The organism is Streptomyces sp. NPDC001787 (genome assembly GCF_040297465.1).
GTDB lineage: Bacteria > Actinomycetota > Actinomycetes > Streptomycetales > Streptomycetaceae > Streptomyces.
The window spans coordinates 117,583-130,448 of the sequence record NZ_JBEOZE010000021.1; the positions used below are offsets into that span (position 1 = coordinate 117,583).

Genomic DNA, 12,866 nt, shown 5'->3' on the forward strand with positions numbered 1-12,866 from the left:
GCCCGTAACACCGCTGATCAGCCCTTCTCGCAGCGATCGGGAGCGGGAACCGCCGACAGCTCGATCCCGCGCAGCGCTGTGAACGGCACGGCGGAGGCGAGCGCGAGGGCGATCACTCCCACGAGCAGGAGGGCGAGCCAGGCGCCGGAGTCGTCGATGACGATTCCGGCCGCCGCCGACGCGAGCGATGCTCCGAGGTTCACGGAGGTGTTGATCCAGGTCGACGCCTCCGTCCGGCCGGCTTCCGGGACGATGGTGTCGGCGATGAGGTACCCGGTGATGAGCGACGGCGCGAGGCAGAGGCCGAGAAGGGCGAGGCCCGCGCCGAAGAGAACGAGTGTGTCCAGCCGGGACACGAACATCGCCGCGAGTCCCATGCCGACGCACAGGACGAACAGCCTCTTCGCGATTCCCGACTTGAGCTTCAGCTGCCCGTAGAGGACCCCGCCGACAGCGCTTCCCCCGGCGAGGGCCGCCAGGAGCCAGCCCGAGGCCGGGACGGCGTCATGCTGCGCGGCGACCGCCGGCGCCGCGATCTCCGCGACACCGAGTACACCGCCGACGCCCAGCAGAACGATCAGCACCCTGGCGAACCCCGGTCGGCGCAGCGGACGATCACCGCGCGCCCCGCCTCCTCCTGTCCCCCGCAGGGCCCCCGACGACGCGCTGGACGTCATCGCCGCGGTGCCCAGGAGAACCGCTGCCGCGGTCACCCAGAGCCCGACGCCGGGCGAGCCGGCCACGATGACCGCGGTGATGATGACGGGACCACCGACGAAGAGCAGCTCCTCGCACACCGCGTCGATACTGAACGCCTTTGTCCGCTGGTCACCGGCCGTGGTGAGCGATGCCCAGATCATGCGCATCGCCGCTCCCAGAGGCGGCGCCGTCAGCCCGACCACCGCGCTGAGAACGAGGAACCAGACAGCGTTGATTCCCTCCGCATCCGCGATGAGCGCGAGAGCGGCGAACCCCGCGGCCTGTCCCGACGCCATGGTGGTGAGCGCGGTGCGCTGGCCGAAACGGTCGACGGCCCGAGCGCGCCAGGGGGCGGCGACGACATTGGCGATCCCGAACACGGCTGTCGCGAAACCGGCCTGTGTGTACGAACCCGTACTGTCCTGGACCGCGAGGAGGAGCGCCAGACCGCCCATCGCGAGGGCGGACCGGCCGATCAGGGCGGGGAGGAAGGCGCGAAGCGCGCCGGGAAGGAGAAGAACTGTGAGCACGAAGAAGCTCCGATGATGCGCGACCGGCGTCGTGCGCGGTCGCCGGGATCCGACGGTTGCCGAGGTCCGGAGGGCATGGAGAACCACACCCTCGACGGATCAGAACCTGGGCGGGAGAGACCCAGGACCGTCAGATGAACATCACGATGAACATCCCAAGAGGCTAGCAGGCGCTCTCCGCGCCGCCCCGGGGCGATCCTCGTGACCGTGCCCCACGCGGGGCGATGACCGTGCCCCACGCGGGGCGATGTCCGGGCCGACCGGGGCGATTCCCCGCCCGTGACCCCGTCCGCCGGCGAACCCCGCCTCCGTGGTGCTGCGGCGGCCACCGCCGGACCGACGCGAGCCGCACACCGCGGCGGCAACGGCGCGGTGGGACACGGCGCGTTCGGCGAGCGGTGCCGGCGACGGTGGAGACGCGCGGGCCCTGCCAGGGTGTCCGGCAGGGCCCGCCCCGCACATCTGCCGGATCAGCGGGTCACTCGACCCGCGTCCCCCGGTAGCCCACCGGCCCCTCGCCGGGGAACTGGGCGGCCCCCTGGAACGAGCTGCCGTCGTCGAAGAAGGTGACGCTGCCGTTCCCCGCGTCGCTGGACCAGGTGACGGTCGTGCCGGTGGAGGGAGCACCGTCCTCGGGAACGACCTCCCCGCGGTTGGCCAGGGAGAGCGTGAGCGGCTCGTCCGGCTGCCAGCCACCCCCGCCGGTGTGAATCTCGGTCTCGTACGTAGCCATGTCCGCTCCTTGCTCCTCGGTTCGGCCAGCACGGTTGGAAGGACTGCTGTGCTGCCCACACCAGAGTCGGACGTTCGCACACCCGCATCCCCGGCGACCGGATACAAACCACACCTTCGGCTGGTCCCTGGGGCCTCGCGGCCCGAGGGTTCCCGCACGATCCCGCGCGGTGGGCGCGCTCCGCGCCCGGGGAGGGGAAACCCGACGCGCTCAGGGCGGTGACGCGGCGCGGCCTCGCCGCTCCCCCGGCCAAGTGGCGGCGGCGCCGGTCGAGGGCGACCATGGATGAGGGGATGACGCCATGAAGGTACTCATCTCCTGGTCCGGAGATCTGAGCAAAGAATTCGGGCGGATCCTCACCGACAGCGCTCCGGCGGAGCAGCCGTCGGCCGGCAGCCCCCAGGAGGGTGAGCGGCCCTCAACTCGCGGCCACCGGCGCCTGCTTGCGCGTCCCATGAGCCGCCGCGTATCGAGGCGGTCGACGAGGCTGGAGCGCCGGCAACCGAACGCCCTCGCATCTGCTCGGTGCCCGGCGCGGGACTCCGACGTACGCACGTGTCGCGTACGCACGTGTCGCATACGGGCATGTCGCGCGCCGGCACAGCGCGTTGGGGCAGCCATGGCGTCCTCGGCCGGGGCGCCCGGAAGACGCGATGCGCCCCATGCTCCGGAACGCGCCCCCGGCACGCCGCCCCACGATGTCGCGTCCGGGTCGCATGTACAGCGCCAGGGAAGGGGCCGACTCATGCCTGTCACCAGCGTCGACTGCGACGTGGTCTTCTTCGACCTGCGCGACACCCTCGGAGACGTCGACCGGCCCGGTCATCTGGCGCTGTATCGGCCCAGCACCGAGAAGCTGCTCGACGCCGTGCGGGATCTGGTGGGACTGCGGGTCGGTGTGATCACCAACCTGCCCACGGAGGTCAGCGCCGAGCAGGGACATCGGATGATCGCCGAGGCCGTCGTCACCGAACGCAACGGCAGCGTCGTCCACCTCGCCGACATCCTGGACCCTCAAGGCATCGTGATCAATCACGAGGCCAAACTGGACAAGCCCGATCCCGCCATCTACCGGTTCGCGGCCGATCAGATGCGCGTGCCGATCGAGCGGTGTCTGTTCGTCGGGGAGAACCTCATCGAGGTCCTCGCCGCCCAGGCGGCCGGCATGCGGGGCATGCTCAAACCGTCGCCACCCGGCAAGGAGTTCCAGCCCGCGGTGATCACGCGGCACGGGATGTCGGTCCGCGACAGCGGCCGGGCTTTCGAGGAGTTCCTCGAACAGGAGCATCTGCTGGGCGAACGCATCCTCGTGTGCGGCAGCCGCATCGTCCGCGCGCTCGACTCGGCGCACCGGGCACAGGACATCCCGCCGCACGTACGCACCGCGATGGGGATGTTCGTCTGCACGCTCACCGACTTCGCGGACCAGGCGCACCTGAAGGCCGAGGAAGCGATCGTGCCACTGGCCGTCGCACGCGGTATGCCGCCCGACCGTGCCCGCTGGATGTTCGACCAGCACGAGCAGGCCCGCGCCTACTGGGAGGCGATCCGCGTCGCCTGGCAACGGATCCAGAACGACGACCCCGGCGACATCTCCTACGCGATCTCCGACTTCCGCCGCTGTACGGAGGGCTTCGTCCTGCTCTTCCGGTCGCACGCGGTGCGCGAGAACGACGAGTTGTATCCGGAGCTGGGCCGCTACCTCACCGACGCGGACGACGCGACCGTGCTCGGCATCGTCCGCCACACCGGCCCGTCGGACATCGGACCCTACGCGGCGATCGTCAGCGCGGCGGAAGAAGCCCTCGACAACGCGGACAGCGCGGACGACACGGACGGGGCCGACGGGGCGGACCGGGCGGACGGGGCGACCCCGATCGCCGGAAAGGGCTGACCATGTGGATCCTTCGACCGCCCGACACCAGCGGATTCGACACGGACCAGCGGCAGGCCGTGGAGGTGCTCTTCGACGCGATCCTGCCCGGCGGCCCCCGACGGCCCGGCGCGGCCGACGCCGATGCCGCCGAATACGTCGACCGGCTCCTGGCCATGGGCCCCGGGACCCATCCGGAGATTCCGGCGTGGCGCCTGGCCTACCCGGTGCTGCTCGCCGCTCTCGACACCGCCGCGCGACAGGCGCACGCCGGACGCGGCGTCGCCGCGCTCGACCGGGCCGAGGCCACCGTGCTGCTGCGCGACCTGGCCGCGGGGACCCTGCCCGCCTGGCCCGCGGACGCTCTCGCCCAGCCGGCCGCGTTCGCCCTGCTGCGGGCCCACTGCATCGAGGGCTGCTTCGGGGACCCGCGCTGGGGCGGCAACCACGATGGGGTGATCTGGCGCTGGTACGGCTACCTCACACCGGCCGAACCCTTCACCCGCCCCACCATCATGACCGCCGGCCGGCCCGGGGAGGGCTCATGACCGCCACGACCGACGCACCCGGCGCATACGACGTGATCGTCGTGGGAGCCGGCGCGGGCGGCGGCACCGCGGCCCGCGTGCTCACCGCGCGAGGACGCCGGGTCGCCGTGCTGGAGAAGGGCCCGCTCCCGGCCTCCGACGATTTCCTTCCGTACGACGAACTCCACTTCCATACGCACAAGACGCTCATCCCGCACCGCGACACCGACCCCAACATCTATATGGCCGGCCCGGCCCAGGACCGGCCCACCCGCGTCGAGCGCTGGTGGAACATCAATATGGCCGGCGGGGCGACGAACGTGTGGGACGCCAACGTGCCCCGCTACACCGAGGAGGACTTCCGCGTCCTGGACCACCTGCATGATGTGCCGCCCGACGCGGACATGGTGAACTGGCCTTGGAGCTATCGCGAGTTCGAGCCGTGGTTCGAGCGGGCCGAGTACGAATGGGGCGTCTCGGGGCGGGCCCGCCAGTCCCCCGCTCAGGAACCCATCCGGGCCGGTTACGACTACGCGATGCCGCCGCTGCGCCCGCACGCGGCCGTGCCGTTCCTGACCGAGGCGTTCGGCCGTGCCGGAATGCGGCCCTACCTCGGGCCCCGCGCCATCAACTCCCGGGTCCACGACGGCCGTCCGGCCTGCTCGTTCTGCGGCTTCAACCAGTTCTTCGGGTGCGGTCTGAACTCACGGGCCTCGGCGCTGAACACCGTGCTCCAGCGGGCCTTGGCCACCGGCCGGTGCGACCTGCTGACCGGACACTGCGTGACCCGGCTCGTCCATGAGGGCGGGCGGGTGCGCGGCGTGATGTACCGCACCGAGCCGGGCGGGCCCGAACGGTTCCTGGGGGCGTCCCAGGTGGTGGTGTCCATCCAGACCATCGAGTCGGCGCGGCTGTTCCTCGTGTCGCAGGTGCCCGACCCCAACCGGATGATCGGCCACTATCTGACGTATCACACCCACGGGAGCGCCGAACTCACCCTCCCCCTCCAGCCCGTGTGGACCGGCGGCGGTGACCGACAGCCCTCCACCGCGATCGGCTCCCTTCAGCTGCGCGACCTGTACGTGGTCGACGACCCCGCCACCCCGGTCACCAAGGCCGGCAAGTTCTCCGTGTACGACCCCTACACCTGTGTGCCGCCGGTCCGGCTCGTGAAGGGCGCCGCGCTCGGACCCGACCGCGGCGGCCTGTGGGGCGAGGATCTCTACACCTACCTCGACGAACTGCGTCACCAGGGCGGCGTCTACTTCTCCTTCACGGGCGAGGCGCTCTCCCTGTACGACAACCGGGTCGAACTCGACCCCGACGTCACCGATCCGTGGGGCATGCCCGCCGCCCGGATCTGGTACCGCCACCACGGCTACGATCTGGCCGCGGCCCGCTACGCCATCGATCGTGTGGTGCGGGTGATGGGGGAGGCGGGCGGCGAGCTGCGCGGCTACGACGTTCCCGGCGCGGAGAACCCCGGCTACGGGCACGTACAGGGCACGCTGCGCGCCGGCACCGATCCCGACGCCTCCGTACTCGACGAGAACTGCCAGTCGCACACCGTCTCCGGACTGTATGTCCTCGACTGCGCGTTCATGCCGACCGCCGGCGCCTCGAACCCCACCCTGACGCTCCTCGCCAACGCCTACCGGGTGTGCGAGCAGCTCCCGGACCCCGGCTGAGGCGCAGGTCCCCGACGAGCCACCGGCACACCGAGCGACCCGCGCACCGACTCCCGACGAACCGGGAAACGATTCGAAAGGCAGCATCATGGACACCCTCGACGAGCGAGTCGACATCGCCCGCGCACTGCTGTCCGCCGGGGTCACCCAGGCGGATCTCGAACTGTCGCCCGACCTGGCCGCGGCGCCGGAAGGCCCCGTCCTCGCCGCCGATCTCGGGATCGTCTTCCCCGACGGGCTCGCGCCCGTCCCCCAGCCGTTCGACGTCGAGCCGTCCCCCGATGCCGCGCTGCCTCGCGCGGACATCGTCGTGATCACCTGGACCGTCGCCGAACAGAACGCGCTCGCCGATGTGTTCACCCAGGGATTCGGGCGGTTGCGCTGGTATCGGTACACACGCCGCTTCGAGGAGCACTACCGGCCCCTCATCAGAGGCGGAGCGCCCTCGCTCTCCGCCCGCCCACCGCGCCTGGGCTCGTACTTCCCCGTCAAGCTCGGCGACCTGGACGTGCTGTGCGTGAAGTCCGAACTCCACCTCAACCAGGACGGTCTCAAGACCGGTGAAGGCACCGCCACCCTGCCCGTCCGGGACTTCTTCGAGCAGATCATCGAGGAGGTCCGGCCGCGGGTGATCGCCACCATCGGCACCTCGGGCAGCGTCTTCGGAGAGTTCCCCCTGGGCGATGTGGTGGTCACCCGCGCGGCGAAGTTCCGCTGCCAGAAGGAGTTTCGCAACGATGAGTTCAACGGCCGCGCCTTCCAGTGCGACTGGGCCCTCCCGCTCGGCCGCATCGACGAGGCGCAGAAACTGATGCGCGGCTTCTCCGACCGGCTCACCGAACCGCCGTTCGGCCCGCCGTCCACCCGTTTCCCCTTCGTCGGTCCACTGCTCGTGCCGCCCGACAACGAGCCGACCGTCCGCATCGAGCAGGGCGCGCGGGACATGCCCGAGTTCCACCCGATCCTGACCACCGACTACTTCGAGTACGGCACGTCCACGAACGGGCTGGAACACGAGGGAGCGGCCGTCGAGATGGGCGACGCGGCGCTCGGACTGGCCTGCGCCGACCTCACCGACGCGGGTTCGGACCACGTGCCCGACTGGGTGGTGGTCCGCAACATGTCCGACCCCCAGATCAACGGCGAACTCCCCACTCGCGAGTTCCGCCTCAACCAGCAGACCATGTGGGCGGTGGCCTACTACGAGTCGTACGGCTACTGGACCAGCGTCTGCGGCGCGCTCACCACCTGGGGCCTGCTCGCGGGACTCTCCGAGACGGGCTTCGACGATGCCTGACCCGCCGGCCGTCACCCGGCTCCCCATCGAGGTCGAGCTGCTGTTCGAGCTCATGCCGTGCAATGCGCTGCGCACCTCGCAGTACGCCGGACCAGGAGCACATCCGTGCGCGTACTTCCGCTCGTGGGGTACGTATCACTCGTACGACTACGACGCCGACGGGCCACCGCCGGACGCCTCGATCGTGCGGCCCTCGCACTACACGGGCCGGATGACCCCGCTGCCGGAACCGCTGTCCGGTTGCCGCAAGGCCCCGATCCTCGCCGTCGGCATCAACCCCAACCTCCCGGGCTGGTGGCCCGACAGCCACGGCTCGCTCACCCCCGACTTCGACTCCGTGCGCCAGTACGCGCACTACTTCCGGCACCGAGGGGTGTTCAAGCCCGAACTGCCCGAGGACGCGTACCGCGCCTTCGGCGGCGGCCCCGACGACGACCCCCTGGCCGGGGTCCCGCTGAGCGTTCCGAAGGACGCGCGGGGCCGCCGGGGGATCCCGGTCCGCGAGCAGCCCCAGCGCATGTACCTCGTCTACCAGCGGCTGCTGGACGCCCTCGGCGCCGAACTGGGCCTCGACCGGGGCACGCTCGCCGTCGGCGAGGATCTGTCGTACGGCAACATGGTCGCCTGCGCCTCGGCCAAGTGGACCACCCGCGGCGATCCGGACGACCCCGGTCTTCCGCCGATGACCGAAGACCAGCGCGTCGGGATCGTCGGTGAGTGCTTCCGCACCCGCCGCCATCTGCTGCGCCAGATGTTCCAGTCGCTGCCGGCCGTGATCCTCGTGCTCGGGCAGAGCACCGCGAACGCGTTCACCGGCGAACTCGGCGACCGCCTGACGCCCGTACCGGCTCCGGACACCCCCATGGCGCAGCTGATGGCGACCGAGATCCGGCTCACCTACGGCACTCTCGACGACGGCGAGGAACTCGACGCCCGGGTGCTCTTCGCCCCGCATCCCACCGGACACCCCGACGACTACGCGCGGGCCCGGCCGCTGCTCGTCGAACAGCTCCTGCACGAGGCCCGCTCCGGCCGGCTGGCTCACGACGAACGCATCGGGCACCTGACGCGCCCCCGCGGCTCGTGCTCCTTCTGTCCTCTGCTCGACATCGGCCCGTGCCCGTACGCCGAGGTGCTCACACCGCTCCCGGGCGGCGGCCCCGCCCTGCTCGCCGGCACAACGGCGCCCGTCGGGGCGGAGAAACGCACCCAGCTGCGGCTGCTCGACGGGATCACCGAGCGGGCGGCGCCCGTCGCCGAGGTCTGGGCACACACCGACGACCGGGAGGACTGACACCGAAACGCCCCGTCAGCGCCACCACCCTCCGAAAGCGAGACCACGATGTCCGGCAGAGCCGACCCCGAGGGAGCCCCCGACAGGCAGTACCGCATCACCGTCTACTTCGACACCGACCCGGAGGCCGAGCGCATCGAGGAGATCCTCGGGGACCGGACGCACCGCTACCAGGGGGTCGTCCTCGCCGAGACCTCCGGGGAGCGGATCGCCCGGCTTCGCGCCGCCGGCCGCATCGTCGACGTCCGCGCCGACCTCACAGCCGAACTCGCGGCCCGGAACGAGCCCACCGCGGCGGACGCCCCGCCCGGCAGTGACGGCCCGCAGAGCATGCTGCCTCCGCGCGGGGCGGCCTCCTCCGGCACCACCGACCGGGTGGCACCGGACCCGGAGTTCGTGGCGGACCTCACCGAACGTGCCGTGGACGCGTACGCCCAGGACGCGGCCGGTACGGAGGGCGCGGTGCCCCTTCCCGTCCCGTCGGGCGAGCCGGACCACAACACCTATCTGGTACGTCTGCGAGGACCGCTGGACCGGACGCGCCGCGCCGTCCTCGCCGGGATCGGCGCCCACGTCATCCAGTTTCAGCCGCCCGGAACCTACCGGCTCCGCCTCACCCCCGGGCAACGCGACCTGGTCGCCGGCCTGCCGTGGGTGACCGCGGTGCGCCCGTGGGGCCTCGCCGACACGGTCACGCCCGCGCTCGACGACGCGCTCGCCGCGGACGCCCCCCGTGCCGCCGGTCCGCGGCTGCTCGCCGACGAGGGCGTCGCCGCTCCGGACCCCCACCTCGATACGTTCGACGTTCTTGTGCACGATCCCCTCGACCTCGCCACGCTCCGGCCCGTTCTCGAAGCCACGCCCGGCGTCGAGGTGCTCGCCGCCGTCGATGTCATGCTGCGCTTTCGCACCGACCTGACCGGGGACCAGCGGCGCGACCTGCTCGCCGTCGTCGCCGCCCGGGACGAAACCCGTCAGGTCTCCCCCTATCGGCCGCCGCTGCTCTATGCCGACCATGCCCGCCGGCTGGTCGGCGTGGACCGCGTCGGCCCGCGGGCCGACGCCGCCGAGCCGCCGGCCCCGGTGCCCTGGACCGGGACGGACGAGATCGTCGGCGTGTTCGACAGCGGCGTCGACGGCACCCACCCCGACCTCGCCGACCGCGTCGTCGTCAACGAATCCCTGGTCGGCGGCGAGGCGTTCGACTTCTGCGGCCACGGCACCCATGTGGCCGGCATCGTCGCCGGCTCCGGCGCGGCCAGCGGTGGCCTGATCACCGGTGTCGCCCCCGGCGCCCGGCTGGCCGTGTTCCGCGTCTTCGACGAGGACAACCGACTGCACGTGGGCCCCAGTCTGGGCCCGATGCTCACCCGTGCCGTCGACGCGGGAGCCCACATCATCAACCTCAGCTGGGGCAACCCGCTGTCGGGCACCTACGACCAGTACTCGCTGGCCGTGGACCGTTTCGTCGCCGAGCATCCCGACGTCCTCGTCATCGTCGCGGCCGGCAACAGCGGTGTCGCTCCCAAGGGAACCCACGAGTTCAACACCTGCGGCACCCCCGCCACCGCCAAGAACGCGCTCACCGTCGGCGCGTGCACCACCGACCGCGACAACGACGGCCTCGCCGACCTGACCTGGAACCGCTTCCGTCAGCCCCAGTTCCCGCTGCCGCCGGCGGGCGGCGAGCATGTGTGCGGCAACCCCGACCTGCCTGCCGCGATCAGCAGCCGGGGCCCCAGCGACTACGGCAGTGTCGTGCCGCACCTGCTCGCCCCGGGCACCTTCGTGCTCTCGGCCCGCAGCAGCAGCGCGCGGATGGACCCGCGGCTGCCCTGGCGTGACTACCCCGACCACGACGGGCACTACATGTACATCGGCGGCACCAGCATGGCCGCTCCCGTCGTCGCCGGTGCCGCCGCCGTCCTCCGGCAGTACCTGCGCGAGGTCCGCCGGCTCACGTCGCCCTCCGCCGCGCTCATGAAGGCCGTCCTCATCGCCGCGACCCGCCGCCTGCCCTCGCTGCGTACGCCGCACACCCCACAGGATCTCGGCTACCCCGACTTCGACCAGGGCTTCGGACGGCTGGACCTGACCATCGTCCTGCCCACCCCCGACGCGCCGGCGGACCGCCGGCTCGTATGGGCCGATCTGTCCGACGCCGACCCCGGCGCGCTCGAAGCGTTCGCGGACCCGGAGGGCACCCGCCGCGGCAGCCGCACCTACCGCCTCACCGTGCCGGACGGCCCCCACACCGACGACCTGAGAGTCGTCCTGGCCTGGACCGACCGCCCCGGCAACGCCGTGCAGAACAACCTCGACCTCGCGGTGACCACACCCGACGGCACCATCCATGTCGGCAACGAGGAGCACACCTACAACAAGGTCCCCGGCTTCGACCGCAACGCCGTGGCGCAGCTCACCGGCCTCCCGCTCGACCGCGCCAACACGGTCGAAGCCGTCCGGATCGGCAACCCGGCGCCCGGCACCTACTCGATCAAGGTGTTCGCGCAGAACACGCCCTTCCCTCCACAGGGGTACGCGGTGTGCGCCGCCGGCCCGATCGGCGAAGAGGAGCTGACGACACCATGAGGATCGCCGCGGTCGGCGGCAACGCCGTGCACGCCCCGCCCCACACCCGTACCGCGCTGACGTCCGCCTACGTCCAGGGCGCCGACATCCTCGTCTTCGACGTCGCCGTGACCGCGGACGGACGTGTCGTACCCGGCTCCGATCAGGGGCTGCCCCGTCAGGCCGGCTCCACGGCCACCGTCGGCGAACTCACGTTCACCCGACTGCGCGCGCTCGACCTGAGCGCGGCCTTCAGACCGCGCGGCTCCCCGCACTTCCGCTACCGGCCCCGGGGCCACGCGCCGGTGCGCGCCGAGGCCCTCGACGACCTCCTCGACGCCCTGCCCGACGACATCACCTATGTGGTGCGGGTGAGTACCGGCGGCGCGGACACCGTCGCCGCCGTCATGGACGTCTTCACCCGCCGGGCCGCCACCGCACGTCTCGTCGTCGCCGCGTCCGACCCCGCTCTGCTGCGCCACGCGCGTGGGCTCGACCTCGGTGTGGGCACCGCGCTGACCGGACCCACGATGCACGGGGCCGGTACCGGCCCCGACCCGGGCGTGCTGGACGCGGCGCTCCGGGCCGGGTCTCTCGACCTGGTCCTCGCCGGCCTCGACGATCTGGTCGGCCCCGACGGCGGGCCCACCGGCCTCGGCCTCCGAATCGGCGAGGCCCGCCACGCGGGGGACGTACGGCTCGGCGTCCTGGTTCTGCCCCGGGCCGACCGGGGCAGCGACGACTTCGCGCTCGCCGCCGCGCAGCCGTATACGTGGGCCGTCGGTACGGAGTCCACCTTCGACACCGCCGAAACCCTTCGCCCCGGTACCCGCCGGCTCGACGAGACCTTCGCCGGCACTCACATCGACACCCGCCGCTTCGCGCTCGGCTACGCCAAGGCCAATGCGTACTGCCATGTCTTCCAGGACGACGGCATCCACGTTCGCATCACCCCCTACACGGGCGACCCCCAGCCGCCCCGGCCCGCCGACCCGGTCGAGCGCCGCCTCGCCGAGCTGGAGGAGCGCACCTGGGACGCCCTCGGCGACTGGCCGTTCTACAGCGGCGGCGGCTTCGGCGTGGTCCACGGTCTGCGCGGCGACTTCGCCGCCGAGGTGCGGGTCGAGTCGGCCGTGGCGGCCCAGGCCACCATGTGCGAGATGGCGGTGGTCAACGCGGACCCCGGCACACACCGCCCGCCGTACAACGACGACGGCTCGCCGTGGTTCCCGCGCTCCTTCCGGGACAAGGACGCCTTCTACGACCCCCACGGCGCACCGCCGTTCGTCGGCGCCGAGCACGACGAGGACGACGGCTACCGGATCAACTGGAACCTGGGGACGCTCTACGACACCAACCAGTACGGTCCGCCCGTCGGCGACGGGCGCGTACTCGCGGCCAGGCTGCGGCTGGAGCGGCGCGGCGCCTGCTTCGCCGCGTACACCCGCAACGACGTCGACGCCCACGACTGGGTGTGCGTGGGGACGGTGCGCAACGACTCCATGAACGAGACCGTGCACCTGCGGTGTTCCGGGAAGCGGTGGCGCCAGGAGGACGCGGCCGATCCGACGCGCTACGTACCGATACGGGCCAATGAGTTCGTCTTCCGGGACCTGCGCATCACGAGCTACCCCTGAACACGCCGGCTCCGGGC

At 71.9% G+C, this 12,866-nt stretch carries 9 protein-coding genes; 7 read left to right on the forward strand and 2 right to left on the reverse strand.

The features are described 5' to 3' along the window. Positions 1-17: 17 nt before the first annotated feature. Complete coding sequence (locus ABT170_RS26440; protein WP_351871347.1) at positions 18-1,229, reverse strand: MFS transporter; 1,212 nt, start codon at positions 1,227-1,229, stop codon at positions 18-20. 478 nt (positions 1,230-1,707) lie between these two features. After that, positions 1,708-1,962: a hypothetical protein gene (locus tag ABT170_RS26445; protein WP_329943575.1), complete on the reverse strand. Its 255-nt coding sequence runs from the start codon at positions 1,960-1,962 to the stop codon at positions 1,708-1,710. Between the two features lie 745 nt (positions 1,963-2,707). On the opposite strand from ABT170_RS26445, the gene ABT170_RS26450 reads away from it, so the two are divergent. The 7 genes from ABT170_RS26450 to ABT170_RS26480 all read left to right on the forward strand — a co-directional run bounded on the left by ABT170_RS26450 (position 2,708) and on the right by ABT170_RS26480 (position 12,849). After that, the gene (locus ABT170_RS26450; RefSeq protein ID WP_329943574.1) at positions 2,708-3,856 is read left to right on the forward strand and encodes an HAD family hydrolase; all 1,149 of its coding nucleotides are present in this window, start codon (positions 2,708-2,710) and stop codon (positions 3,854-3,856) included. Positions 3,857-3,858: 2 nt separating this feature from the next. Then, complete coding sequence (locus ABT170_RS26455) at positions 3,859-4,383, forward strand: gluconate 2-dehydrogenase subunit 3 family protein (RefSeq protein WP_329943573.1); 525 nt, start codon at positions 3,859-3,861, stop codon at positions 4,381-4,383. Then, the gene (locus ABT170_RS26460) at positions 4,380-6,050 is read left to right on the forward strand and encodes a GMC oxidoreductase (protein ID WP_351871352.1); all 1,671 of its coding nucleotides are present in this window, start codon (positions 4,380-4,382) and stop codon (positions 6,048-6,050) included. Before ABT170_RS26455 ends, ABT170_RS26460 begins: the two co-directional genes overlap by 4 nt. 88 nt (positions 6,051-6,138) lie before the next feature. After that, complete coding sequence (locus ABT170_RS26465; protein WP_329943571.1) at positions 6,139-7,347, forward strand: nucleoside phosphorylase-I family protein; 1,209 nt, start codon at positions 6,139-6,141, stop codon at positions 7,345-7,347. After that, a complete protein-coding gene (locus ABT170_RS26470) occupies positions 7,340-8,641 on the forward strand; it encodes a hypothetical protein (protein WP_351871355.1) in 1,302 nt (433 codons plus the stop codon). Before ABT170_RS26465 ends, ABT170_RS26470 begins: the two co-directional genes overlap by 8 nt. Before the next feature lie 48 nt (positions 8,642-8,689). After that, positions 8,690-11,233: a S8 family serine peptidase gene (locus ABT170_RS26475; protein ID WP_351871358.1), complete on the forward strand. Its 2,544-nt coding sequence runs from the start codon at positions 8,690-8,692 to the stop codon at positions 11,231-11,233. After that, positions 11,230-12,849: a glycerophosphodiester phosphodiesterase family protein gene (locus ABT170_RS26480; protein ID WP_351871361.1), complete on the forward strand. Its 1,620-nt coding sequence runs from the start codon at positions 11,230-11,232 to the stop codon at positions 12,847-12,849. Before ABT170_RS26475 ends, ABT170_RS26480 begins: the two co-directional genes overlap by 4 nt. The last annotated feature ends 17 nt before the right edge of the window (positions 12,850-12,866 follow it).

Coding starts and splice junctions, on each gene's coding strand:
- ABT170_RS26445 (WP_329943575.1), bottom strand. CDS start 1,962: ATGGCTACGTACGAGACCGAGATTCACACCGGCGGGGGTGGCTGGCAG.
- ABT170_RS26450 (WP_329943574.1), top strand. CDS start 2,708: ATGCCTGTCACCAGCGTCGACTGCGACGTGGTCTTCTTCGACCTGCGC.
- ABT170_RS26455 (WP_329943573.1), top strand. CDS start 3,859: ATGTGGATCCTTCGACCGCCCGACACCAGCGGATTCGACACGGACCAG.
- ABT170_RS26460 (WP_351871352.1), top strand. CDS start 4,380: ATGACCGCCACGACCGACGCACCCGGCGCATACGACGTGATCGTCGTG.
- ABT170_RS26465 (WP_329943571.1), top strand. CDS start 6,139: ATGGACACCCTCGACGAGCGAGTCGACATCGCCCGCGCACTGCTGTCC.
- ABT170_RS26470 (WP_351871355.1), top strand. CDS start 7,340: ATGCCTGACCCGCCGGCCGTCACCCGGCTCCCCATCGAGGTCGAGCTG.
- ABT170_RS26475 (WP_351871358.1), top strand. CDS start 8,690: ATGTCCGGCAGAGCCGACCCCGAGGGAGCCCCCGACAGGCAGTACCGC.
- ABT170_RS26480 (WP_351871361.1), top strand. CDS start 11,230: ATGAGGATCGCCGCGGTCGGCGGCAACGCCGTGCACGCCCCGCCCCAC.